Annotated in this window: 21 protein-coding genes and 1 tRNA gene; 13 read left to right on the forward strand and 9 right to left on the reverse strand. The window is 64.5% G+C overall.

Annotation, left to right across the window (positions count from 1 at the left end; all coding sequences use genetic code 11):
- Window positions 1–26: 26 nt before the first annotated feature.
- Window positions 27–1,871, forward strand: coding sequence for an ABC transporter ATP-binding protein (locus tag ACZYZ4_RS01635; protein ID WP_463857568.1), 1,845 nt, complete (start codon window positions 27–29; stop codon window positions 1,869–1,871).
- Window positions 1,872–1,905: 34 nt separating this feature from the next.
- Here the strand turns inward: ACZYZ4_RS01635 and ACZYZ4_RS01640 are convergent, their stop codons facing one another.
- The 3 genes from ACZYZ4_RS01640 to ACZYZ4_RS01650 all read right to left on the reverse strand — a co-directional run bounded on the left by ACZYZ4_RS01640 (window position 1,906) and on the right by ACZYZ4_RS01650 (window position 4,838).
- Complete coding sequence (locus ACZYZ4_RS01640; protein ID WP_463857570.1) at window positions 1,906–2,406, reverse strand: hypothetical protein; 501 nt, start codon at window positions 2,404–2,406, stop codon at window positions 1,906–1,908.
- Window positions 2,403–2,714, reverse strand: a complete 312-nt coding sequence (locus tag ACZYZ4_RS01645; RefSeq protein ID WP_463857572.1) for a WXG100 family type VII secretion target — start codon at window positions 2,712–2,714, stop codon at window positions 2,403–2,405. The genes ACZYZ4_RS01640 and ACZYZ4_RS01645 overlap by 4 nt, the downstream gene beginning before the upstream one ends.
- Before the next feature lie 210 nt (window positions 2,715–2,924).
- On the reverse strand, window positions 2,925–4,838 hold the full coding sequence (locus tag ACZYZ4_RS01650) for a S8 family peptidase (RefSeq protein WP_463857573.1): 1,914 nt from the start codon (window positions 4,836–4,838) through the stop codon (window positions 2,925–2,927).
- 224 nt (window positions 4,839–5,062) lie between these two features.
- On the opposite strand from ACZYZ4_RS01650, the gene ACZYZ4_RS01655 reads away from it, so the two are divergent.
- The 7 genes from ACZYZ4_RS01655 to ACZYZ4_RS01685 all read left to right on the forward strand — a co-directional run bounded on the left by ACZYZ4_RS01655 (window position 5,063) and on the right by ACZYZ4_RS01685 (window position 15,956).
- Window positions 5,063–6,199, forward strand: coding sequence for a GuaB3 family IMP dehydrogenase-related protein (locus ACZYZ4_RS01655; RefSeq protein WP_463857575.1), 1,137 nt, complete (start codon window positions 5,063–5,065; stop codon window positions 6,197–6,199).
- Window positions 6,200–6,337: 138 nt separating this feature from the next.
- A complete protein-coding gene (locus ACZYZ4_RS01660) occupies window positions 6,338–8,077 on the forward strand; it encodes a glycerol-3-phosphate dehydrogenase/oxidase (RefSeq protein ID WP_463857576.1) in 1,740 nt (579 codons plus the stop codon).
- Between the two features lie 45 nt (window positions 8,078–8,122).
- Window positions 8,123–8,611 carry a PTS sugar transporter subunit IIA gene (locus ACZYZ4_RS01665; protein WP_463857578.1) on the forward strand — a complete coding sequence of 163 codons (489 nt, stop codon included), beginning with the start codon at window positions 8,123–8,125 and terminating at the stop codon, window positions 8,609–8,611.
- Window positions 8,612–8,667: 56 nt separating this feature from the next.
- A complete protein-coding gene (locus ACZYZ4_RS01670; protein ID WP_463857580.1) occupies window positions 8,668–9,528 on the forward strand; it encodes an SURF1 family protein in 861 nt (286 codons plus the stop codon).
- Window positions 9,525–10,025: a DUF3817 domain-containing protein gene (locus ACZYZ4_RS01675; RefSeq protein WP_463857582.1), complete on the forward strand. Its 501-nt coding sequence runs from the start codon at window positions 9,525–9,527 to the stop codon at window positions 10,023–10,025. Before ACZYZ4_RS01670 ends, ACZYZ4_RS01675 begins: the two co-directional genes overlap by 4 nt.
- Before the next feature lie 102 nt (window positions 10,026–10,127).
- The gene (guaA, locus tag ACZYZ4_RS01680; RefSeq protein WP_252598337.1) at window positions 10,128–11,717 is read left to right on the forward strand and encodes a glutamine-hydrolyzing GMP synthase; all 1,590 of its coding nucleotides are present in this window, start codon (window positions 10,128–10,130) and stop codon (window positions 11,715–11,717) included.
- Window positions 11,718–11,846: 129 nt separating this feature from the next.
- Complete coding sequence (locus ACZYZ4_RS01685; RefSeq protein ID WP_463857584.1) at window positions 11,847–15,956, forward strand: AAA family ATPase; 4,110 nt, start codon at window positions 11,847–11,849, stop codon at window positions 15,954–15,956.
- A gap of 19 nt (window positions 15,957–15,975) precedes the next feature.
- Here the strand turns inward: ACZYZ4_RS01685 and cpaB are convergent, their stop codons facing one another.
- The 3 genes from cpaB to ACZYZ4_RS01700 form a co-directional block, all read right to left on the reverse strand.
- Window positions 15,976–16,722, reverse strand: coding sequence for a Flp pilus assembly protein CpaB (cpaB, locus tag ACZYZ4_RS01690; RefSeq protein ID WP_463857586.1), 747 nt, complete (start codon window positions 16,720–16,722; stop codon window positions 15,976–15,978).
- A gap of 99 nt (window positions 16,723–16,821) precedes the next feature.
- The gene (locus ACZYZ4_RS01695) at window positions 16,822–17,091 is read right to left on the reverse strand and encodes an FmdB family zinc ribbon protein (RefSeq protein WP_463857588.1); all 270 of its coding nucleotides are present in this window, start codon (window positions 17,089–17,091) and stop codon (window positions 16,822–16,824) included.
- A 115-nt stretch (window positions 17,092–17,206) separates the two neighbouring features.
- A complete protein-coding gene (locus ACZYZ4_RS01700) occupies window positions 17,207–17,827 on the reverse strand; it encodes a 5-formyltetrahydrofolate cyclo-ligase (RefSeq protein WP_463857590.1) in 621 nt (206 codons plus the stop codon).
- Between the two features lie 106 nt (window positions 17,828–17,933).
- Between ACZYZ4_RS01700 and galU the strand changes: the two genes are divergently transcribed.
- From galU to ACZYZ4_RS01725, 5 genes are all read left to right on the forward strand, one after another.
- Window positions 17,934–18,839: a UTP--glucose-1-phosphate uridylyltransferase GalU gene (gene galU / locus ACZYZ4_RS01705; RefSeq protein ID WP_463857592.1), complete on the forward strand. Its 906-nt coding sequence runs from the start codon at window positions 17,934–17,936 to the stop codon at window positions 18,837–18,839.
- A gap of 5 nt (window positions 18,840–18,844) precedes the next feature.
- Entirely contained in the window at window positions 18,845–19,462 is a 618-nt protein-coding gene (locus ACZYZ4_RS01710) for a GNAT family N-acetyltransferase (RefSeq protein WP_463857594.1), read from the forward strand.
- 148 nt (window positions 19,463–19,610) lie between these two features.
- Window positions 19,611–20,516 (forward strand): hypothetical protein, encoded by a 906-nt coding sequence (locus ACZYZ4_RS01715; RefSeq protein ID WP_463857899.1) that lies wholly within the window; start codon window positions 19,611–19,613, stop codon window positions 20,514–20,516.
- Window positions 20,517–20,655: 139 nt separating this feature from the next.
- Window positions 20,656–20,728, forward strand: a tRNA-Ala gene (locus ACZYZ4_RS01720).
- A gap of 70 nt (window positions 20,729–20,798) precedes the next feature.
- Complete coding sequence (locus tag ACZYZ4_RS01725) at window positions 20,799–22,394, forward strand: ABC-F family ATP-binding cassette domain-containing protein (RefSeq protein ID WP_463857596.1); 1,596 nt, start codon at window positions 20,799–20,801, stop codon at window positions 22,392–22,394.
- Window positions 22,395–22,432: 38 nt separating this feature from the next.
- On the opposite strand, the gene corA is transcribed toward ACZYZ4_RS01725, so the two are convergent.
- The 3 genes from corA to ACZYZ4_RS01740 are packed head-to-tail and all read right to left on the reverse strand — an operon-like array spanning window position 22,433 to window position 24,401.
- Window positions 22,433–23,428: a magnesium/cobalt transporter CorA gene (gene corA, locus ACZYZ4_RS01730; RefSeq protein WP_463857598.1), complete on the reverse strand. Its 996-nt coding sequence runs from the start codon at window positions 23,426–23,428 to the stop codon at window positions 22,433–22,435.
- A 1-nt stretch (window position 23,429) separates the two neighbouring features.
- Window positions 23,430–23,855 (reverse strand): DUF1761 domain-containing protein, encoded by a 426-nt coding sequence (locus ACZYZ4_RS01735; RefSeq protein ID WP_463857600.1) that lies wholly within the window; start codon window positions 23,853–23,855, stop codon window positions 23,430–23,432.
- 48 nt (window positions 23,856–23,903) lie between these two features.
- Window positions 23,904–24,401: an Lrp/AsnC family transcriptional regulator gene (locus ACZYZ4_RS01740; RefSeq protein ID WP_463857602.1), complete on the reverse strand. Its 498-nt coding sequence runs from the start codon at window positions 24,399–24,401 to the stop codon at window positions 23,904–23,906.
- Between the last annotated feature and the right edge of the window lie 118 nt (window positions 24,402–24,519).

The raw sequence follows: 24,519 nt of genomic DNA on the forward strand, positions 1-24,519 counted from the left end.
TCACCGGGCGGGACTAGGCTGAATCCATGTCCCAACCACGCCATCCCGGCGAACTGAACCCAAAAAAGGACCCTCAGCGGCGTTTGGCCCTGAGGCCCTACGCCCGGGCCGTGGCGCAAGTGCTGCGGGTCAGTTTCAGGGCCTCGCCAGCCGCCGTCGTGATGAAAGTAGTCGGTTCGCTCATTTCGGCGACGCTGCCATTGGTGACCACCTACTTCGCAGCGTTGACCACCACGGCGCTGGCGGCAGCCTACACCGGCGATTCCGCTGCGGGCCAGCAGGCCATTGTGTATGTCATTATCACGGCTGCCCTGGGGCTCTTCTGGGGCGGCTTCAGCAGCGTGGACCGTTACATCCAGCAGCTCATGAGCTTCAAGGTGGGCGCCATCGTGGGCGACCAGATGTACGAGCGTTTTCTGGCGCTTGAGTTCTGGCGCTACGACGACAAACAAACCGTGGACCTCTACGACCTGGCCAAGCGATTCTCGGATTCGTATGCCCGCGTGCTGGACCGGATCGCGGCCATCTTCACCCAGTTGGTCTCCGTGATCCTGGCCGTGGGAGCCCTGCTGCTGGTCAGCTGGTGGATTGCGGTGATTGTGCTGATGGCCATCGTGCCCAGCGTCTACCTGCAGTTCAAGCTCTCGCGCGAGCAGATCGCGCACTGGAACACGCAGGTGGACTCCCGCCGGCAGCGGCGGATGATCGAGACTAACCTGCTCCGCCCGCAGCACATCGCCGAAATGCGCCTGTACGGGATCGTGGGCTACCTGATGGATCTCCGCTCCCGGCTGCGCGATGCTGATGAGCGGCGCCGCCTGGACTTCCAGAGGCGCTACATTCCCAAGCAGCTCGCCGCCGACGCCTTGCAGTACGGCGCCGAGGTGATCTCCCTGATCTGGGTGGTGGGCCAGATCATCGCCCGTGCCCAGCCCGTTGGCCAGTTCCTCTACGTCCAGCAGATCGTCAGCCGCGCACTGTCCACAGCCAACAGCCTGGTCTCCTCCCTCAGTTCCATTGATGAGGATCTCGCCAACCTCAAGGACTACGAGCTGTTCATGGCAATGCCGGTGCATTCGGACCATTCGCCGCCTCTGCTACAGGCACCCAAAACAGTGGAACTGCGGGACATTCGTTTCACCTACACGGGCAGTGACACCGAGGTGATCCGCGGCATCAGCATGACCATCCGCGAGGGCCAGCACATCGCCGTCGTAGGTGAGAACGGGGCGGGAAAGTCCACCCTGATCCGGATCCTCGCCGGTCTCTACCGGCCGGACTCAGGGCAGGTAATGCTCGACGGCGTTGACCTCGCCGCCGTCGACGTTAAGTCCTGGCACCGCCACCTGGCGGTGCTGAGCCAGGAATTCCTGAAGTACGAATTCGCCACCGCCGCCGACAACATCCGCTTTGGAGACGTCGATTCGCCCCGTGACGATGACCGGATCCGCCGGGCGGCCAGCGACGCCGAAGCGTTGGAGTTCATCAACAAGCTGCCCAACGGCCTGGACAACTACGTCAGCAACTGGATGGAGGATCCGCGCGGCCGAAAAGGGAGCGGGCTCTCCGGCGGCCAGTGGCAGCGGCTCGCGATGGCCCGGAATTTCTACCGCAACGCCACCTTTATGGTGATGGACGAGCCAACGTCTGCCATCGACGCGCTGGCCGAGCACCGGATCTTCACCCGGCTTTTCGCGGACCGCAGCAGCACCATCATTGCCATCAGCCACCGGCTTGCCACCATTGAGAAGGCCGACATTGTCTACATGCTCGAGGACGGGCAGATTGTGGAACAGGGGACCCACAAGGAACTGGTGGCACTGCGCGGCCGCTACTTCAGGATGTTCGAATCGCAGCTGGCCGTGGACTAGGCCGAGGGCGTCTGACGGGTCCGCCGAGCCGCTCTCAGCGGCGTTCGAGCCACCGGGCGTACAGTTCGGCGCTGTTCTTCATGAGCCAGCCCGTGTAGGCCAGGCCTGCGGCCACCCCCACCGGCAGCGTTACGAGCATTCCCAGCATTGGAAGCGTCTCCGGAGAGCCGCCGTTGGGCGTGAACAGCACCAGGGCGCCGATACCCAGTCCGCTGGCGATGAGCACGGTCCTGATCATGCCAGGAGTGATCCGGATTCCCTGCTCCACCCGGGGGATGTCCGAAGCGGGCTTGGGAGGCTTGCGGGTAAACCGCGGCCACGCTGTGAAGACCCAGCCCAGGGACGCGAAGATTGCGCCAAGGATTGCCATGAAGATTCCCAGTTCCGTGCTTTGCCCAAGGACCACAGCGAGTCCGGCATGCAGTGCCCCGGAGATCGTCAGCACGATTGGGTACCACCAGGCCGAGAAGACCCAGGACCGGCGCTGGGCGAAACCAAACGCCGTCGCGCGGGGATCCGTGGCCGTGCCCGTCATGCCGGCACCGACAGCAGGGGAGGAAGTAAGGCCGCCTCCGGCACTGCTGGCTCTTCCTGGTCTTTGGCCTGGCCGAGAAGGACCTTGGACTGGCTGTTAAGCGACTCCGAGGCCTGGTTCAGCATGGACCGCAGGGAAGAAGCCCAATCACTGCGGAACTTGTCCCCGTCCGTGCCCTTCCAGACAGCGGATTTAACCAGGGAATTGACGCTGGATTCCTCGTTCTTCAGCCGCGTTCCCGATTGCCCCAGGGATTTTGATAGCGCGCGAAGCTGTTCGATGTCAGCACCGTAAAAGCCTGGCGCCATAGTCTCCCCCAAATTATTCGTGCCGGCGATGCCTGCCTGCGGTTGTCAGTCCAAACTATTCCATGAGCCGAAGCCACGCGATGGGGACTTGTCCCCGCGGGGTCGCTGGCGGCGTTGGCTGACCGCGAGGCAAGCACAGCCCCCGATGCACGAACCGCCGGCCGCGCAGGAGTGCGCGACCGGCGGTCCCCGATATTTCCCGGCCGGAAGCTATGAGGTGGTCACCGAAGTGTCATCGATGTAGAAGGTGGTCTGCAGTGAGGAATCCTCAACTCCGAGGAAGCGCAGTGTCACGCTCTTGCCCTTGAATGCGGAGAGATCCAGCTGCTTCTGCACGTAGGCGGCGGTCTCGTTCAGGTTGGAATACGTTGCCAGCGTGCTGGTGACGCCGCCGCTGATGACCTGGACCTTGAGGGTGTCGTAGGCCGTGCTTCCGGTGGTCTCATCGGACAGTGTCTTCAGATAGAACGAGAGCGAGGCACTGGAAACCGTGGACGGAACGGTGAAGGACTGGTCCAGGCTGTAGTTTGTGGCCTGCCCCCAGCCGTTCAAGCCGGCGAACCGGGTGCCCGTGCGGGCATTCGTTCCTGTTTCGACGGTGTCCGCGTGGTTGGACGTCCAGGAAACGGCACCGTCTTCAAATCCGGCGTTGAGCAACAGGTTCCCTGACGGCGGAGGGGTTGTGCCGCCCAGCAGGCCCATTGTCTTGGTGGCGTCCGAGAGCCCGGCCCCGCAGCCCAGGGTGCAGCCACCCGGCATCGGGCGGGTTCCCAGCTTGAGGGTTGATTCCACCTGGGCTGGCGTCAACGAAGGCTGTTTGGCCTCCATGAGTGCCACCAGGCCTGCAACGTGGGGCGTTGCCATCGACGTGCCCTGGTAGTTCGCGTAGCCGGCCGATCCGGGAGTTGTGGTGCCGGTGTTGATGGTGGAGAGAATACCGCCGCCGGCCACACGGACGTCGCCGCCCGGAGCCGTCAGATCCACGGACGTGCCGTAGTTGGAGTAGTAGGAGAGGGTGCCGCTGGGGTTGCTAGCGGCGACGGAAACAACACTGCTGCAGTTCGCCGGCCGGGAGTTGGCGGCGTTCTGGGCCTCGTTGCCGGCCGCTACTACCACCGTGGTGCCCCTGTTGACGGCCGCATTGATGGCGTTCTGGTAAGTGGCCCCACAGGTACCGCCCCCGCCAAGGCTCATGTTGATGACCTGAGCCGGGTTGGAATTGGCAGGGATGCCTGTGACCGTCCCCCCGGAGGCCCAGACGATTGCGTCAGCGATGTCCGACAGTGATCCGCCGCATTTTGCGAGTACGCGCACCGGGACGATTTTGGCGTCTGGGGCCACGCCGGCAACCCCTGTGGAGTTACCGGTTACAGCGGCGACAGTGCCCGCGACATGCGTGCCGTGCCAGGAGGAGTTGCCCGGCGTGGTTTCCCCGCACTCACCTGCCGCATACCAATCGCCCTGATCCTGCGGGTCGGAGTCCCGGCCGTTGCCGTCCCTGGCGGAAGCCGAGTCCGAGACAAAGTCGTAGCCCGGCCGGACGTTTGCGTCAAGATCCGGGTGGGATGTGATGCCGGTATCAAGAACTGCCACTGTGGCCGCGGCTCCTGTCGAGACATCCCAGGCGCCAGGGATCCGCATTCCGTTGGCGGCCGTGAAGTCCCACTGTTCGCCGTAGCGGGGGTCGTTCGGGCTCAGGGAGATTTTCATGATGGCATCAGGTTCGACGAAGTCGACCGCGCCGGACGCGGCGAGTTCGGTCATGAAAGCCTTGGCAGCCTGGCCGGATAATGCCTTGTCGGCCTGGATCAGGGTTTCACCGGTGGCCAGGGTCCGCACTTCCTGGACCGATACGCCCTGCTGCTTCGCGGCCTTGCCCCAGGCGTTCGCGCGGCCACTCGCGTTGGCGTTGGCGGGGCCTTGCTTGTAGCCGACGATGAACTTGGAATAGGACTCGCCGGCTTCAACGTTCTGCACAAACGCGGTCCCGCTACCGGCGTCACCGGCGTCGCCGGGGTCCCCGGGGGCTGCGAAAACGGGAGTACTGGCGAATGCCATAGTGCCAACGACGGCCGCCAGCGATAAGGCCAGGACACGTGACGTCCTGGATTTCGGAGTTCCCATTGGATCTGCTTTCTCTCACGGGGGCACAACGCTGTGCCCTTGATTGGGGTGGAGTGATGTGCGGCCAGGACGACTTATCACCTCCTGGCCGAGAGTAAACGTAAAGCTATTTTCAGATCTTGTAAATACTTGACAAAATAAGTCAAAAGAACTTTAACTATCGTTTGTGCGTTCCTGCCGGTCGCGCCCTGCGCCATACCGGAACGTTCAAGTAAAGTGGTCACGTGACTTACGAGATCGAGATCGGCCGTGGCAAGCGTGGGCGTCGTGCCTACTCCCTGGATGACATTGCGATTATCCCCAACCGTCGTACCCGCGACCCCAAGGACGTTTCCGTTTCCTGGCAGATCGATGCCTACAAGTTCGACATGCCCGTGATTGCCGCCCCGATGGATTCGGCCATGTCCCCGGAGACGGCCATCGCCTTGGGCCGGCTGGGCGGGCTCGGCGTGCTGGACCTTGAGGGGCTTTGGACCCGCTACGAGGACCCGAAGCCCATCCTTGACGAGATCGGCGCCCTCCAGGATGAGGTCAACAGCCCCGCGGTGACGGGCCGCATGCAGGAGCTGTACCGGGCCCCCATCCAGCCTGAACTGATCACGTCCCGCCTTGCCGAGATCCGTGCTGCCGGTGTCACCGTTGCCGGTTCGCTGACCCCGCAGCGCACCCAGGAACACTACAAAACCGTGGTGGCTGCCGGCGTCGACATCTTTGTGATCCGCGGGACCACCGTGTCAGCCGAGCACGTCTCGAAAGACCACGAACCCCTGAACCTCAAGCAGTTCATCTACGAACTGGACGTCCCCGTGATTGTGGGCGGGGCGGCCGGCTACACGCCCGCCCTGCACCTGATGCGCACCGGAGCCGCCGGCGTCCTGGTCGGCTTCGGCGGCGGAGCCACCGCCACCACGCGGCGTGCCCTGGGCATTCACTCGCCCATGGCCTCCGCCATCTCCGACGTCGCGGCCGCCCGCCGTGACTACATGGATGAATCCGGCGGACGGTACGTCCATGTAATTGCCGACGGCGGCATGGGCACCTCCGGTGACATCGTCAAGGCAATTGCCATGGGCGCCGACGCCGTGATGCTGGGCAGCGCCCTCGCGCGGGCCGAAGAGGCACCCGGCAAGGGCTGGCACTGGGGTCAGGAGGCCCACCACCTGGAGCTTCCCCGCGGTGACCGCGCCAACGTCGGCACGGTCGGACCGCTCGAAGAGGTACTCTTCGGGCCCGGCCACCACACCAACGGCACGTCCAACCTGATTGGCGCACTCCGCCGTTCGATGGCGACCACCGGCTATTCGGACCTGAAGGAATTCCAGCGCGTCGACGTCGTAGTTTCTCCGTACACGGGTAACTGACAGGCTCTCGCTGACAAGCGGCCGACGCCGCTGTGGCGTCCGCTGGAGCGACTCCCTCGCTGAACCCGCCCTGCCCAACCGTGCGGCAAAGAAGTAGTGTGGATCTACTACCGGCAGCAGCGGCAAGGGAGGCGTTCTGTGAACACTGTTCCAAACGAAGGCGGGGTCCTTGGTCCTGGGGCCAGGGAAGCATCGATCGCCAGGCTCAGGGCCACCTCGGAACCCGGCAACGAACTGGACATCCTGATTGTCGGCGGCGGCATCGTGGGCACCGGTGCGGCGCTGGACGCCGTGACCCGAGGCCTCAGTGTGGGGATCGTGGAGGCCAACGACTGGGCGGCCGGCACGTCGTCCCGGTCATCCAAGCTGATCCACGGCGGTTTGCGCTACCTGGAGATGCTGGATTTCGGGCTGGTTAAGGAAGCGCTGCACGAGCGTGGCCTGATTCTTTCGGTCCTTGCCCCGCACCTTGCCCGCCCGGTGCCGTTCCTGTATCCGCTGACCAAACCGTTCCTGGAGCGGCCTTATGTGGGCGCCGGGATCGCTCTCTATGACGCCATGTCCATTACCGGCGGGCACAGCCGCGGCGTGCCGTTCCACAAACACCTGACCAGGCGGGGCACCCTCAGGGCCGCCCCCAGCCTGAAAAGAGACGCCTTTGTGGGCTCCATCCGCTACTACGACGGCCAGGTGGATGACGCCAAGTATGTGGCTAACCTCGTCCGGACGGCAGTGCACTATGGCGCCAATGCGGTGAACCAGATGGCGGTGGTGGATTTTCTGCGGGAAGGTGAACGCGTGGTGGGGGCCAAAGTGGTCAACCACGAAGACGGTTCGAAATTCAACATCAAAGCCAAACAGGTCATCAACGCCACCGGGGTGTGGACCGATGAAACCCAGGCCATGGTCACTGACCGCGGGCAGCTGAAGGTCCGGGCGTCCAAGGGTATCCACCTCGTAGTGCCCCGCGACCGGTTCCAGTCCACGGTGGGGCTGATCCTGCGCACCGAAAAATCCGTGCTGTTCGTCATTCCATGGGGCCGGCACTGGATCATCGGCACCACAGACACCGACTGGAACCTCGACAAAGCCCACCCGGCGGCGTCCAGCAAGGACATCGACTACATCCTCGAACACGTCAACCGGGTCCTGAAACGCCCGCTGACCAGGGAGGATGTTGAAGGCGTCTACGCCGGACTGCGCCCGCTCCTGGCAGGGGAGAACGATTCCACGGCGAAACTGTCCCGTGAACACATCGTGGCCCACCCCGTACCGGGCCTGGTGGTGGTGGCCGGCGGCAAATGGACCACCTACCGGGTCATGGCCAAGGACGCCGTGGACGAGGCCACCCGGACCATGGATGAGCGGGTCCCGGCGAGCTGCACCGAAACCATTCCGCTGCTCGGTGCCAGCGGCTTCAAGGCGGCCTGGAACCGCCGGAGCCGGACCGCTGAAGAATCCGGCGTGCACGTGGCCCGGGTGGAGCACCTGCTCAACCGCTACGGGTCCATGACTCCGGAGATTCTGGACATCATCGCCCGGAATCCCGAATTGGCGGAGCCGTTGCCAGGTGCTGACGACTACCTGCAGGCCGAAGCCGTGTACGCCGCAACTCACGAGGGCGCCCGGCATGTCCATGATGTCCTGACCCGGCGGACGCGCATCTCCATCGAGGCCTGGGACCGCGGCGTGTCGGCGGTGCCGGTTGTCGCTAAACTTATGGGCGAAGCCCTTGGCTGGAGCGATGTACAGCGCGAAAGCGAAATAAAGCACTACATAGCACGCGTTGAAGCTGAACGGCTGAGCCAGCAGCAGCCGGACGACGAATCCGCCGACGCCGCACGGCTGGGCGTGGAGGACATCGTCCCTTTGCGCTGAGGCGGCAACGCGCACCAGCAATTCTCCTGACTGAAGGGACACGCCTTGGCGGAACCACTTGACCGGTACGATGCCGATCTCACCACCTCCGAATTGGTGATTCTGGAGTTGGAGGCAACGGACAAGTCGGACGCCGCGGCGCAACTCGCAGAGCGCCTCTTCGCCGCCGGGCGGGTCACGGACCTGCCGCGGTTCCTGGAACACGTCAACGCCCGCGAACACCAGCTCGCCACCGGCCTGCCGGGCGGGATCGGCCTCCCGCACGCCCGCAGCGAATTCGTCTCGCGGACGTCCATCGCCGTGGGAATCACCAAGTACGGTCACTCCCTGGACTTCGGTGCCGCCGACGGTCCGGCCACCGTCATTCTGCTGATCGCCACCCCTGCAAGCTCGTTTTCCGATCACCTCGAAGTCCTGGCCACGCTTGCCCGCTCTCTCTCCAAGGATTCCTTCCGGGAGTCGCTGCGGCGCGCCTACGATGCCGAAGTCATCGCCGAGCTCATCAACTCAAGCCTGGTGTTCTTCGACCACTAGAAATTGGGCCCGCGGTCGTTTAGTTGTTCTACAGAGGAACGAAGTACGGTTAACACGTGTGGAAAACAGCCCTTAAGCCCCGATGGATCGCAGGCCTGGTCTTCGCGATCGCCGTCTCCGGGGTGTTTGTCCTGCTCAGCCAGTGGCAGTTCGGGCGCTCCACGCAGCCCGAAGTTGCGGTGAATCCCGCTACCGAGGACGTCAGGATGCTGGCGGAGACGCTTGAGCCCGGAGCCTTCTTCCCCGGTTCAGTGTCAGATCAGATGGTCTCCGCCGACGGAACCTACGACCCCGCCAAACAGGTCCTGGTGCCAGGACGCCTGAAGAATGGCGAGAACGGCTATTGGGTGGTTTCCGCCTTCGCCGTGACCGGAGCGCCCGCAGTCACCGGCGTCGCTGCTTCCCCCCAGACGTGGATTCCAGTAGCCCGCGGCTGGGTGGCAGATCCCGACGACGCCGGCGCACCGCCGTCGGGCATTGTGAACCTCACCGGACGGCTGCTGCCGTCAGAATCGCCGCTGCCGTCCACCGCGCCGGACGCCGGACGGGCCTCCGCCGTGTCGGTGGCCGAACTCATCAACTACTGGGACGTCAGCATGTACCCGGGATTCGTGGCCGCAACCTCCGAACTGGCGGCCGGGTCCGACCTGTCCGCGGCGGCCGTTGACGGAGCCCTGAAACCCCTGGAAATCGGTCCCCAGCCGCCCGCGCAGCAGGTCAACTGGCTCAATCTCTTCTACTCGCTCGAATGGGTGGTGTTCGCCGGCTTCGCCCTGTTTATCTGGTGGCGCCTGGTGAAGGACGACTACCGGCGGGACCTCGAAGAGGAACTCGACGACGATCTTCACCATGATGCTCAGCCCACTCCGCCCACCCAAGTAACTTCTGAACAGCTCCAACAAAAGGTAAAGCCATGATCGAACCGAAACCGGCCGTCCAGCAGGGTCCTGCGCAGGGCAAGGGCAAGAAGCGCCGCTTCGGTGGTACCGAGCGGCAGATCCGTTCCGCCGTGAAGTTCTACGAGGTGCTGGCATACCTCACAGGCGCCATGCTGCTGCTGCTCTGCGCCGAACTCATCGCACGTTACGCCTTTGGCCAGTACCTGTTTGCCGGTGGCGTCAACGCCGTCACGGGCCAGCCGTTCGGCCTGGGTTTCGCCGACGCCGAGCCCAAGGGCGTGGTGGGCGGCGCGAACATCTCCGTCGCCGTGCTAATCGTCCACGGCTGGATGTACGTCGTGTACCTGATCTCCAACTTCCGCCTGTGGACGCTTATGCGGTGGCCGTTCATGAAGCTCATCCTCCTGGCGCTGGGCGGCGTAGTGCCTTTCCTGTCCTTCGTAGTGGAGAAGAAGTTCCACGCCGAGGTGGAAGCCGAACTGGCCGCGAACCCGCAGGCCGCACAGCGGTACTGAGGAAGCGTAAGCGGGAGCGGCACCGGGACGGGGAGAGTCTGCTCCGTCACAGCGGGGCACGCCAAGGTGCGGCAGGGCGACGCCGCAAAGTAGGCTAGTACGGTGACTACTCCCACTGCATCCCAGACTTCCCAGAAGCCGGTGCTGGTTGTTGACTACGGTGCCCAGTACGCGCAGCTGATTGCCCGCCGCGTCCGGGAAGCGAATGTGTATTCGGAAGTAGTTCCGCATACCTTCACCACCGAGCAGCTCCTGGCCAAGGACCCCGCCGCCATCATCCTTTCCGGTGGCCCATCCAGCGTTTACGCCGACGGGGCACCTTCCGTCGGCGCCGACCTCTTTGAGGCCGGAATCCCGGTCTTCGGCATCTGCTACGGCTTCCAGGCCATGGCCAACGCCCTGGGCGGGAAGGTCGACAAGACCGGCCTGCGCGAGTACGGCTCCACCCAGACCACCATCCTCGGCGAAGGCCGCTCCGTCCTCGAAGGGATGCCGCAGCACCAGAACACCTGGATGAGCCACGGCGACTCCGTGCACGAGGCCCCCGAAGGCTTCGAAGTGCTGGCGACGACGGCCGGCGCTGAAGTGGCTGCCTTCGCCAACGAAGAGAAGGCCCTCTACGGCGTGCAGTGGCACCCCGAGGTCAAGCACTCGGCCTATGGCCAGCAGGTGCTGGAAAACTTCCTGTTCAAGGGCGCAAAGCTGGAGCCCAACTGGACCACGGGGAACATCCTCGAGGAGCAGGTCGATCGGATCCGTAAGCAGATCGGCGACGCCCGGGTTATCTGCGGGCTCTCCGGCGGCGTTGACTCTGCCGTTGCAGCGGCGCTGGTCCAGCGGGCTGTCGGCGACCAGCTGACCTGTGTGTTCGTTGACCACGGCCTGCTGCGTGAAGGCGAAGCCGAGCAGGTGGAACGCGACTTCGTTGCTGCCACCGGCGTCAAGCTGTATGTAGCCAACGAGCAGGAGCGCTTCCTGTCGGCCCTGGCCGGCGTCAGCGATCCGGAAACCAAGCGCAAGATCATCGGCCGCGAGTTCATCCGCGCGTTCGAAGAGGCTGAGTTGGCCATCATCGCCGAGGCAGCGGCTCATGGCGAGAAGATCAAGTTCCTGGTCCAGGGGACGCTGTACCCGGACGTCGTCGAATCCGGCGGCGGCGAAGGTGCCGCGAACATCAAGAGCCACCACAATGTCGGTGGCCTTCCCGAGGACCTGCAGTTCGAACTGGTGGAACCGCTCCGGGCACTGTTCAAGGACGAGGTCCGAGCCGTGGGCGCCCAGCTGGGCCTGCCGCAGGAAATCGTCGGACGCCAGCCGTTCCCCGGCCCCGGACTGGGAATCCGCATCGTCGGCGACATCACCCAGGAGCGGCTGGACCTGCTCCGCAAGGCGGACGCCATTGCGCGTGCAGAGCTGACCGCAGCCGGGCTGGACAACGAGGTGTGGCAGATGCCTGTGGTCCTGCTGGCCGACGTACGGAGTGTGGGCGTCATGGGTGACGGCCGCACCTACGGCCACCCGATCGTGCTCCGTCCCGTTTCGTCCGAGGACGCCATGACGGCGGATTGGTCCCGCCTGCCGTACGATCTCCTGGCCCGGATTTCGAACCGCATCACCAACGAGGTGGAAGGTGTTAACCGGGTGGTGCTGGACGTGACCAGCAAGCCGCCGGGAACCATCGAGTGGGAATAGCAGTGTGAGTGGCCGGTCTCCGTCAGCGGAGGCCGGCCATTGCTATCATCCGTTGAAATCCACCCCAATTTGGCCTGATCCAGTGTTGCGGTCTCTCATCCCGGCTTCTTTGCGGCTACGCTCGAAAGTATGCCGGTATGGTCCAGGGCGTCACGTGCAAACGCAGAAAAGAAGGCAGTAGTGTCAGTTGGTCAAGGCCACCCGGAGGGTTCTGAGGAGCTCGGAAAATGGCTGTCCGGGCTTAAACCCGTCACTGGGGCAGACACCATGCTGCGTTTCACCAAGACCCCCGAAGGTTCCATTGACCTGACCCATGCGCACCCGTCCGGTCTGGCCCAGCTCATGGCCGGCCGCCGCACCCGGTTGTCCACACTCATCCGTGACCACCAGCAGTACGTCGTCGCGGCCCGCGCATCGCGGAACATCCGCTCAAAAATCTTCGAACTCGGAAATGACCGTGGCATTGATGCGGGATACCTTTCCGCAGGCACTGTCGTGTGGACCTCCGCCGTTGGCGGCAAACCCCAGCGGGTTTCCGCGCCGGTGATGCTCACCGCAATTTCACTCACGGTCCGACCGGGTGAGGACGACTACGAACTGCAGCTCACCGAGCAGGCCAATATCAACCCCGCCCTGGTCCGGCACCTGAAGACCATCCACGGCATCGTTTTTGACGTTAACGCCGTGACACGCCTCGCGTACAGCACCGCACGCTTCGATCCTCAGCCTGTCCTGGATAAGCTCGCAACTCTCATCCGGCCCATCCACGGCGCCGAAGCCCAGCACAATCTGCTGGTGTCCACTTTTGCGGACCTCTCCGGCAACTTGGACGATCCCTGGATCAATGAGGGCAACCCGCTGGTCGCCGCCCTGGCCAAAGCGGCCGGCGGTGGGGATATTGACTTACCCGCGCCGGACCCCTCCCGCTTCCCGAGTGTGGACACACGCCACCCGAACGACGAACTCCTCCTCCTCGACGCCGATCCGGCCCAGCAGTACGTCATTGATGCCGCCCGCGCAGGAGATTCCCTGGTGGTCAGCAGCCCGCCGGGCACCGGACAGACCCAGACGGCCATCAACACCATCGGTGCCCTGGTGGACGCGGGGCGGTCCGTCCTGGTGGTGGGTGACCGCCGGGCCAGCCTGAACGAAGTATCGGCACAACTGGAATCGCTTGGACTTGAGTCCATCCTGTTCCAGCTCTCGGGCACAGCCACACCGCAGCAGCTCAAGGCCCAGCTGGTGCGGGCCATCGTGCGGAACGAAAAATCACTCGAACCGCAGCTGGGGAACCTCCACCGGACCCTCACCGAGCACCGGCACGCGCTGTTGGACCATGTGGCGTCCCTGCATAACGTGCGCCAGCGCTGGGGCTGCTCGCCGTATCAGGCCATGCAGTCACTGGCCGAGCTGACGTCCATCCACCCCGCCCCCGCCACTACTGTGCGGCTCAAGCGCAGTGTGCTGGACAGCATCCGCGACCGCAACGAGCTCGCCGGCAGGCTTCGCCGCGCCGCCGAGCTTGGCAGCTTCAGCCGCGCGTCCACCACCAGCCCGTGGCACGGCGCCCGGCTGCTCACCCGGAAGGAGACCGAGGAAGCCCAGGAGCTTGCCCGGTCAGTCGCGAAGAACCTGCCGGTCCTGCGCGACCGGATGAACAGCGTGGCCGAACATGCCGAAATCCGGCTTGGCGCCTCCTTCTCGGAGTGGGGGAAGCAGCTTGAACTCCTCATGGCTGTCCGCGAAAGCCTCGATAAGTTCACCCCGGACATCTTCGACAGGCCGGTCAACGATCTCATCTCCGCTACGGCGTCCTCCGCCTGGCGCCGGGAGCGGAACGTCGACATGGCCTCCATGCAGCGTTCCCGCCTGCGCCGCATCGCGAAAGAGTACGTCCGTCCGGGAGTCCACATCACCGATCTCCATAGCTCGCTGGTGCTGGTGCAGGACCAACGTGCCCTCTGGTCCGGGTACGCGACCTCGCAGCGCCACCCGGCCGTCCCCTCGGGCCTTGCCGAAATGAACGTGATGTACCGGTCGCTGGACCGGGAGCTGACCCAGCTGGGGGAGGCCCTGCGGCACACACAGGCCGGCGGCTCGCTGGCAACGGCCCGCTATGAGGAACTCATGGAGCGGCTGGAGCGGCTCGTGGCCGACACCCACACGCTGAAAACGCTGCCCGAGCGCACGCTGCTCGTGGAAAATATGCGCGAGCACGGACTGGGCGAGCTCCTCGCCGATCTTGCGGACCGGGAGGTTCCCGCAGGCTCCGTCGCAGCCGAGCTTGAGCTGGCATGGTGGCAGTCCGCGCTGGAAGCGATGATCAGCGGCGACGACTACCTGGCAATGTCTGACGGGGACGCCCTCCGGCAGCTTGAGGCCGAATACCGGCTCGCGGACAACGCCCATATTGCCAGCGGCGCGGCGCGGCTGCGCTGGGACCTGTCCGAACGGTGGCGGGCCGCGCTTGCGGAACACCCCCGCCAGGCCCAGCTGCTCAGGAGCCTGCTCAAGGACGGCCGGGTTACCCTCGCCGCGCTGACGGCCCAGGCCGCCGAACTGGTCCCTATGCTGGTGCCGGTCTGGTCGGTCAGCCCGTACCTCATGACCGGTCTCCTGCCTGCCGAACAGCGCTTCGACGCCGTGGTCATCCTGGACGCCGAAGCGACGTCGCTGCAGGCCGTCCTTCCGGCCATCGCCCGCGCCAGGCAGGTCATAGCTTTTGGTGATGCCAAGATTGCCAGCCCCCGGACTTTCACCGTAGGTGTCGAGCGGCTGGCCGCCGGTGAAGCGGCCCACCAGCGCGTCGAAAGCGCGTACTCGGCACTGTCCGCCGTCCTGCCTGTCTGGCGGTTGAATTTTGTCTACCGCGCGGTTGACGAGGACCTGGTCCTGCAGCTGAGCAAAAACTCCTACGACGGCGCCCTCCGCAGGCTCCCGGAGGGGCAGTCGGCCACAGGGCTGGACAGGGCGCTCCTGGTTGAGTACCTGCCCGACGGCACGGGGCTGCCCAGCGCCGACCACGAAGGCGTCGAATCCGTGGTGGCCGAGGTTAATCGGGTGGTGCAGCTGGTCTTTGAGCACGCACGGACGCGGCCCCGCACGTCGCTGGCAGTGGTCACCGTCAGCCTGCGCCATGCTGCCCGGATCGGTGAGTCCATTCGTCTTCAGCTGCCGAACCACCCGGGGCTAGCCAGCTTCTTCAGCGCAGGATCCGAGTCGTTCCGAGTGGTTGACCTTGAGCGGGCGCAGGGCCTGGTCCGTGACCACGTGATCTTCTCGCCCGGTTTCGGCCGCACTCCGCATGGCCGGGCGCTGCACAACTTTGGACCCCTGTCCGCTGAGGGCGGGCGAGAAAAATTCGCTTTGGCCATGACACGTGCCCGGCGTTCGCTCCACGTCCTGACGTGTTTCCAGCCCGAAGACCTCGATCACACGCGGCTGTCCTACGGGGCGGTGGACTTCTACGAGCTCCTCAACCGGGAGATTGCGGGAAAGACCGACCTCGGCACCCCGGCGTCTCGGGCCGCTGCCAGTGAGCAGGCACTTGGAGCCGATCCCCTCGTGGCCGATCTTGGCGACCGGCTGCGTGCCCGTGGTGCCCGCGTCTGGCACCAGTACGATGGCGTGATTGACGTGGTGGCGGCGGCAGACCCGCTCAGCACCATGGGTCAGGACGACGCCGAGATTCCGCGGCCGGTGGCCATCGAATCGGATGGCACGGAGCAATACCGCACCATGAGTGTCCGTGAGCGGAGCCGGCTCCGCCCACAGCTGCTCGAACGGATGGGCTGGCGGTACATGCCGCTGTGGACCATCGAAGTCTTCACGGACCCGTCCGCCTGCGCGGACCGGATCGCGGGATACCTGGGCCTTGAGAATGTTCTGCCGCCCGGACGAGGCACGGCCTCGGGCGGATTCTTTGACGAGGACATGGACACGCTCGCGCTGGGGAACGTACAAAACGACAGGAACGAAGACCAGGCCGGACGCCTGGGCAGTGAGGAGGCGGTTGTTGTGGCCCCACGGAATGCCGATCAGGCAGACACGCACGGTAACGACCAGACGGACGACGCAGTGAACGGGAACGCAGCTTTGCCGGACCGCCAGCTGCTGCCCGGGACCGCAGGCATCCTGCCGAACAAGGCTGCGGAGGATGACCCGAAGCGCTGGGGCGATGGCCCTGACAACGACCACGACGCATGGCTGAAGGAAAACAAGCCGCCGCACTGGGGCTGAGCTCCAGGCAGTCACGGCGTCACCCGGCCCCGCCCTCGGGTCCCACCAGGACAAAAAACAGCTTGCCCTGCGTGGAGGCCCCCGCCAGCCGGGCAGCCGGCTCCGGGGCTGCTGCCACGACGATCAGCCCATCGGTCTCGCCGGTGCCCAACCATTGGCCCGTCTTGCCGCCCTGTCCTGACGTCCAAAGGACGGGAACGGATGAAGCCAGCACTTCTGAGGGGGATTGCTGGTCGTAGCCGTTCGCCCCGGTCAGCACTACGTTGACCAGTTGCCCGGGCGATACCAGCTGGATGGAGGAAGGATCGGCCATCCTCAAGGGCACGGCCGCGGAGCCCGGAGGCGTTCCGGTCAGCAGGCCGGGTCCCAGCAGCAGGGAGTCCGTCACCAGTTGGCCCTTCCGCAACGGGGCTGCCAGTTGTTTTCCCGCGGCTTCACTGGTGTCGGACATGGACCCGGCGGTCAGCATCCCCGGCGGGATCTGCACTGCAGTCAGGTCCGTGGCTGACAAGGCCGTGCCTGCGGGGAGATCCCGCGCCGCCGCCAACACCGAGACCGTATCGGCGGGCGGGGGAGTGAGCTGATGGACCGTGATTCCGGCTGCAAGGCTGAGCAGGAGGGCTATCGCAAGACGCCGGTTCCGGCCAAGCCAGGACAACAGCCTGTGGCCGCGCGCGCCCCGGGTGCGTGCTGACGGGAGCGGGCGGCGGACCTGGCGTCCCGGCGGGGCGGATCCGCGGCTGGAACGAAAGAGGGTAGCGGGCATGGGAACCACGCTACGTAGCGGCAACAGAACCCGACAGCAGCAAAGGTGCCTATGTGGACAACCGTGCTGCCGGCGTCGTACGCCTTTTTAGCCCCTAGGTCAGCTGGCGGCAGCGGCCGTGGCAGGTGCCGGCGCCGGTGCGGCTGCGGCTGCGGGGGCGGAGGGGGCAGCAGAAACTGTGCTTCCCTTGGCATCCCGGGAGTCGGTCCGGTAGAAACCGGAGCCCTTGAAGACCACACCCACGCTGTTGAACTTCTTGCGCAAGGCGCCCTGGCACTCCGGGCATGAAGTCAGGCTGCTGTCGGTAAACGACTGGAAAACGTCGAAGGCGTGGCCGCAATCCTTGCAGGCGTAGGCATAAGTGGGCACTGGTGATCCTCCTCTTGGGCAAACGAGAGGTCCTGTGCTGCGCTGAACCGAAACGTCCATTAGCAGTCGCAGGGCCTGAGTGCCAATTCTATCACCCCCGGAAAGTAGCCCTCCGTCAGGCCGGGTCCGGCAGCGGGATTAGCCCTGAGGGAGTCAGGGCAGCCGGAACCCTCCGGTCAAAGTCTTCGGCGGGAATGCTTCCGGCCGGGAGCAGTTCGGAATCGAAGACGATGGCCGCAAACGGGATCTCCAGACCGTCCCCGGCCAGGGAGCCCAGCAGGACGTCGTAGTAGCCGCCGCCCTGGCCTATTCGGTTGCCGTCCCTGTCCACGGCCGTGGCGGGGATGAAGAGTGCGGCAACGGACGCCACAATGCCAAGGTCAAGACGCGGTCCGGCAGGTTCCAGCACCGGTGCATAGCGACTGCGGACAAACTCGATACCGGGGGTCCAGTGCGTCCAGCTCAGCCGGCGGTCGGGCTCACAGACAGGGAGCAGTACGGTGTGCCCATGCCGGTGGAGTTCGCTGATCAGGGCCAGCGTGGGCGGCTCGGGTTCTACTCCCAGGTAGGCGCAGAAGGTCGACGGACTCCCACCGGTCAGCTGTTCGGCCCATGCGGCGCCGTGGACGGCCAGGGCGGCACCGGCCGCATCGCGCTGGGTGGGATCCGTCGCCGCGCGGCGCGCACGATGGCGTGCGCGGATGTCCGCTTTGGCTGCGCTGCTGCCTTCGGACATGCTGCTCCTTCTTGCTGTTCAGTGGGGCGTTGCAGTGTCTGCGGCGCGCTGGCTCAGGAGCCACCAATAATTACTGAATGATCAGCCCCTCCGTTAGATTAGTCCAGTGACTACCACTCAGCAGACAGTACGCAAGGCCGTTATTCCCGCTGCCGGACTCGGTACCAGGTTCCTGCCGGCCACAAAAGCCATGCCCAAGGAAATGCTCCCGGTAGTGGACAAGCCGGCCATCCAGTACGTGGTTGAAGAGGCTGTCAACGTTGGCCTTAACGACATCCTGATGATCACGGGACGCAACAAGCGTGCCCTGGAGGACCACTTCGACAGGGTTCCTTCGCTGGAGGACACCTTGGAAGCCAAGGGCGACCTGGCCAAACTTGAGTCCATCCAGGCAGCCAGCAACCTCGGTGACATCCACTACGTCCGCCAGGGTGATCCCCACGGACTGGGTCACGCTGTACTCCGTGCAAAGCAGCACGTCGGCAACGAACCGTTTGCTGTCCTCCTCGGCGACGACCTGATCGATGCCCGGGACGAACTTCTCAGCACCATGATCGAGGTCCAGTCCAAGACCGGCGGATCCGTGGTGGCCCTCATCGAGGTGGAACCCTCCCAGATCAGTGCCTACGGTTGTGCCGACGTGCAGGAGATCGACGGTGAAGGCTACGTCAGGATCAACAAGCTCGTCGAAAAGCCCGACGTGGACGATGCGCCCTCAAACCTGGCCGTCATCGGCCGCTACGTCCTCCACCCGGCAGTTTTTGACGTGCTGGAGCACACGGGCCCCGGCCGGGGCGGGGAGATCCAGTTGACCGATGCCCTGCAGGAACTGGCAGCCGGCGAAGGCGACGGCTACGGAGTTTATGGCGTGGTCTTCCGCGGCCGCCGTTACGACACCGGCGACAAGCTCAGCTACCTCAAGGCCTGCGTCCAGCTCGCCATTGACAGCGACGACCTCGGCCCTGGCCTTCGGGAGTGGCTGCCTGGCTTCACGGCCGGCCTCGCTAAATAGCTGCCGTGCGCCCCGGACCCATCTGGCCCGTAACACTCGAATGCGGCGACCTGATCCTGCGCCCCATCCGGTACCGGGACAAGAAGGAATGGACCCAGGTCCGGGGGCGCAACAGCGAGTGGCTGGCGCCTTGGGAAGCATCCAACCCGGCACCTGGCGGTGCGCTGCCTGACTACCGGCAGATGGTTCGATCCTTGAAAATCCAGGCCGCCCAAGGGACAGCCTTGCCGTTCCTGATCACTGAGCGCACGCCCAGGTTGGCCGCCCCGGTCATTGTTGGCCAACTGACTGTGTCCTCGATTGTGTGGGGTTCGGCCATGATGGCCACACTAGGGTACTGGGTTGACCAGGCGCGTGCCGGTCACGGCATCGCGCCCACCGCGGTGGCCATGGCCACGGACCATTGCTTCCAGGCCCTCGGCCTGCACCGGATGGAGATCAACATCCGGCCCGAGAACGGCCCCAGCCTGCGCGTGGTTGAGAAACTGGGTTTCCGCGACGAAGGCTACCGTCCGCACTTCCTGCACATCAACGGCGAGTGGGCGGACCACCGGTCTTTCGCGCTGACCGCTGAAGAGGTCCCGGAGGGGCTGCTCGTCCCGTGGCTCGCATCCCGGTCCTGACCCTCCGGACCTGAACCCTCCATGTGTACTTCCAAGGTCATAAATCCAATGAATTGCCACGTTGCGGGCGACACACCGTGGCTAATGCGGGGGCGGTTGCCGTAATACTCATACGGTTTTGATTGTGGACTTTCCCCTAAGCAGCTCAGTGATCCTTGTGGTTGCCGTTGTGCTCTGGATCGTGTGGGTTGCGCCCTACGTTCTGCGGAACCGCCGGCACCAGGCCCAGGCCGCTGGCGACTTCCTGGCGGAAATGCCAGCCATTGAATCATCGGAACCGAGAGCCGGGACGGTACAGAACATCACCGCCCAGCAGGAGAAAGCCATGGAGATCAGGAAGAGCCCCGAGACCGCAACGGAAAAGTCCGGCAGTGCGACGACGGGCGGCGCGTTCCGGATCCGCTATGGCAGGACAGGGATCGCCCTCGTTGGTGTCCTGGCGTTGTTGACCGCGTTTGTTTCGGGTGTTCTTCTGCCGTTCGGAATCGGAAGCGCGCTGCTGCCGGTCGCCGGCCTTGCCGTCACCGTCGCAGCTGTGGCCGTGCTCCGCCTCCTGGCCGTGCGGGACCGCAAAGCGAAGGTGAACGCCGCGTTCCGCTCAGCGATGAGTGCCCCCGTGCGGCGTCAGGAGTCTGTCGCCACGGACACCGCGGCGCGTCCCGCCGCCCGGCCGGAAAGCCGGCTCTTTGACGCCGAGGCCCACCAGCCCAAGCCGAAGCCCAAGCCCCTTACAGCGATGGAGCTCCGGGAAGCCGCACTGGCTGTCGCTGTTGCCGCCGGAGATGCCAGCGCCGTCGGGGCGTCTCTGGCGCCGGCTGACACAACCTGGGAACCGGTGGACGTGCCGAAGCCGGTGTACGTTGAGGCCGCGAAGGCCGAGCGTGCGGCTCCCCAGCCGCTTGATCTCCCCGAGGCGCCCAAAGCCGTCGGAAAGCCGTCCCTGAAACAGGGCGCTCCCGCAGCCACTCCCGCCGCGCCTGCCGCCAAGCCCCTCACCAAGGCGCAGAGCGCCCTGAGCAACCTCGACGACGTCCTTCAGCGCCGCCGCGCCTGATATACCTCACAAGGGTCGACAAAAGCAGCCCACGCCGGTTGCCAGTCCGGGTGCGGAGTGTCAATTCGCATTGCGGGACGAAAATTTGTAGCCTAAGGTCACCGGTACCGCCTTTCCTCCCGGGGACGCGGACTGTTCCGGGGCTATAGCTCAGTTGGTAGAGCGCTTCGTTCGCATCGAAGAGGTCAGGAGTTCGAATCTCCTTAGCTCCACACATCATCTGTCTGGCCAGAACCGTGTTCCCAGGCCCGCAGCTAGCCAGCACTGGATTGGACACCATCAATGAGTTTGATCCGGTTGAACGACGTCAACGTGAGCTTTGACAAAATCAAGGTTCTCCGCGAAGCCTTTTTCAAGCTTGAGGCAGGGGACAGGGTCGGTCTGATCGGCAAGAACGGTTCCGGCAAGTCCACCATCCTGAAACTGATCCAGGGCCAGGTGGCTCCCGATTCCGGGACCGTCGCCGTCGAGCTCGGAACCAAGGCCGCCTACTTCTCGCAGTTCTCAGAGTTGAACGGCGAATCCACCATCGCGGAAGTCCTGGACGGGCTGTTCACGCATGTGAAGGAGATCGAAGCCGAACTCGCCGGCATCGATGCGGCCATCGCCGCCGACTCCTCGGACGCGGCGCGGCTGGATGAACTGATCCACCGCCAGTCCGAACTCTTTGAGGCCATGGACCGGCTGAATGGCTGGGACTATCAGCGCAGCATCGACAAAGTACTCACCACCCTGGGCTTCAGCGAACACCACCGCACCTGCGCCATCGACGAACTCTCCGGCGGCTGGCGGAACCGGGCCGCGCTGGCAAAGATCCTGCTGGAAGCCCCGGACGTCCTCCTGCTTGATGAACCCACCAACTACCTTGATGTGGCCGGCGTCGAATGGCTTGAAGGCTGGTTTCGGACCTTCAAAGGCGCCGCGATCATCGTCTCGCACGACCGGAAGTTCCTGGACTCCGTTGTCAACCGGATCATGGAGGTGGAGAACTTCCACCTCCACGAATACCCGGGCAACTTCGCCGAATACGTGGTGGCGAAGCAGTTCAAACTCAAGAGCCTGGAGAGCCAGTTCGTCCATGAGTCTGAGCTGCTGGCCTTCGAAGCCGAAGGCATCTCAGACCGGCGGGAAGCGGCCAAGGCGGCAGGCAAGGGACTCGCAAACCAGCTGGCCAGGATCAAGAAGTCCCGGGCGCCCCGTCCAGTGGACCAGATCATCACGGAGATCTACGGCGGTCTGTACGTCAAAGACGTCCTGTGCCGGGTGGAATCCCTGAGCAAGGCCTACGGCGGCCGGACACTGTTCAGCGGCCTTAGTTTCGAGATCGGGCGCGGTAACAGGATCGCCGTCATCGGGTCCAACGGCAGCGGCAAAACCACGTTGCTCCGGGCGCTCACCGGCGAAGAGCCGGCGGATTCAGGCAGCGTGGCTTGGGCCAAGGGCGCCGGGATGGTCTCCTACAACCAGGTGCTGGAAGAACTGGACGACGACGACACCGTCACCCATGCGGTCAACGCGATGCCTGACAGCCTGGCTCTGACTGCCACGAAGAAGTCGGTGAACAGGTTCCTGGCGATGTTCCAGTTCTCCGAAGCTGATCTCAAGCAAAAAGTCGGCAATCTCTCAGGTGGCCAGCGCGCCCGTGTGGCCATGGCCCAATGCCTGCTCTCGGGTGCTTCGGTCCTGCTTTTGGATGAGCCCACGAACCACCTGGACCTCTCCAGCACCCAGGTCATGGAACGCGCCCTGCTGCATTTCCCGGGGGCTGTGGTGGTGGTCAGCCACGACCGCTTCTTTACTGACAAGATCGCCAACCGCCGGCTGGTCTTCAGCGCTGAAGCCTCGGGCCACGGGACTGTGGACCTGCAGGTCGCCTGAGTCCCCGCGCCGCCTAAAGCACTTCATCGCCTCCGACCCTACAGCCAGCCTTTCCTTTTGAAAATGGCGTACATCAGGGCTGCGGTACCTGCCATCAGCGCGATGGCCATCGGGTAGCCAACGGCCCAGTGGAGTTCGGGCATGTGGTCGAAGTTCATGCCGTACACGCCGGCCACAATGGAAGGTGCAAAGAAGATCGCCGCCCAGGACGAGATCTTCTTGACCTGTTCGTTCTGTTCCGCGCTGGCCTCGTTCTGCCGGTTGGCGGTCAGGGTTCCGTCCAGCGTGAGCGCGTTCTGCAACAGGTCACGGAATGAATCTGCGCGCGAGATGACCCGCTCCACATGGTCTTCGACGTCCCGCAGGCTGTGCTGCAGTTCAGAATCCACGCCGTACTTTTCAAAGCCCCGCTTGAGCTGCTGCATCATGTCCGGCAAGGGATGGATGGCGCGCTGGAACTGGATGACTTCGCGGGCCAGTTCATAGATGCGACGGGAGACGGTGCTGTCCCCGCTGAAGAGCTGGTCCTCGATCTCGTCAATGTCGTTTTCCAGGCCGGCCACCACCGGCGCGTAGTCGTCCACCACCAGGTCCAGCAGCGCGTAGAGAACGGCTTCCGGGCCGTGCCGGAGCAGATCGGGGCGGCCCTCCAGGCGCCGCCTCACCCGGGCAACGCCGGCCATTTCGGCGTGGCGGATGGTGACCACAAAATTCCGGCCGGTGAAGATGTGCAGCTCGCCGAACTCCACGGTCTCGGTGGCATCCAGGTACCGCGCCGGGCGCAGCACCGTAAAGAGGTTGTCCTCGTAGCGTTCAAGCTTGGGCCGCTGGTGCGCCGAAATGGCGTCCTCCACCGCCAGGGCATGCAGCCCGAACTCGTTGGCCACGGCCGTCATTTCCGCCTTCGTGGGCCGGTACAGCCCGATCCAGGCCATACCCCCGTGCTCCGAGAGAGTTTCGAAGGTCTGTTCCAGGCTCTCCGGCTCTGCGCTGCGGGCGCCGTCCACGTAGACGGCATTGTCGATGATGGTCACGTCAGGCCATGGCCCCGATGATCGCGCCGGCCACCGTCATGGCGAGCAGGTCGTGTCCGGAATCGATCACGGTGACAGCCGTGGGACGGCCGGCGAACCCGTTGTGGATGACGTGCCCGCCGGCGCGGAACACCAGCGCCAGCATCAGGGCGAACCAGCCGCCCGCCACTGCGCTGTCCAGGCCCAGCTGGCTGATCAGGACCGCCAGCAGGACGGCGGTCAGGGCGGCGGCAACCACCATGGGAACCCAGATCCCCGCGCCGCCACCAATGTTTTTGAGGTCCTCTTCAGTCTTTCCGATGGCGGCCATCCACCGCTTGCCCAGCACGGCCGGCATGTACCAGACAAAGCCGATAGCCATGCTCGAGATGAAGGCCAGCGCCACGGCGAGCCAGTTGATCTGTGAAATTTGTAAAAGCCAATCCATGCTCGAATCCTAACTGCCTTCGGGGGACCCACCACCGCGCCCGGACAATTACTTGGACCGTGTTGGGCTGCCGGGCACGGCCTGTGCGAGGCGGTTGATTAGGGGTTCGGTGCGGTACGGAATGTGGGTGTGGAGAGCCAGGACAGTTTCGGTCCGGATGACGCCCTTGATGCGGAGGATCTGCCGGAGGGCGGACTGCAGATTGTGCGTATCGGTGGCCACCACACGGCACCAGACATCACCTCGCCCTGAGATCTCATGGACCTCCAGGACCTGGGGGAGCAGCCGGAGGGCGCCCACAACTCCGTCCAGCTCCCGGTGCGTCACTTCAATCGTGACGAAAGCGACGACGTCGTACCCCACCGCCTCGAGGTCGATCTCGCGGCCGCCGTCGTGCAGCACCCCCGCGCGGAGCAGACGCCGCACGCGCGACTGCGCCGTGTTGCGCGCAATGCCCAGCAGATCGGCCAACTCGCCGATCTGGACGCGGGGATCGCGGATGAGTTCCAGCAGGATCTTCAAATCAGTGGGATCAAGGGTAGGCAAACTGTCACTTTCAGTTATTGGAGACACAAGAAACTGAGTATTTTGATCAATTGTTCCATCAAAAAGGGCCAAATCAGTCAACAGTGAAGCATTCTTTAGGTATCAATTTCCACCCGGG

The sequence above is a fragment of the Pseudarthrobacter adonitolis genome, from assembly GCF_055412845.1.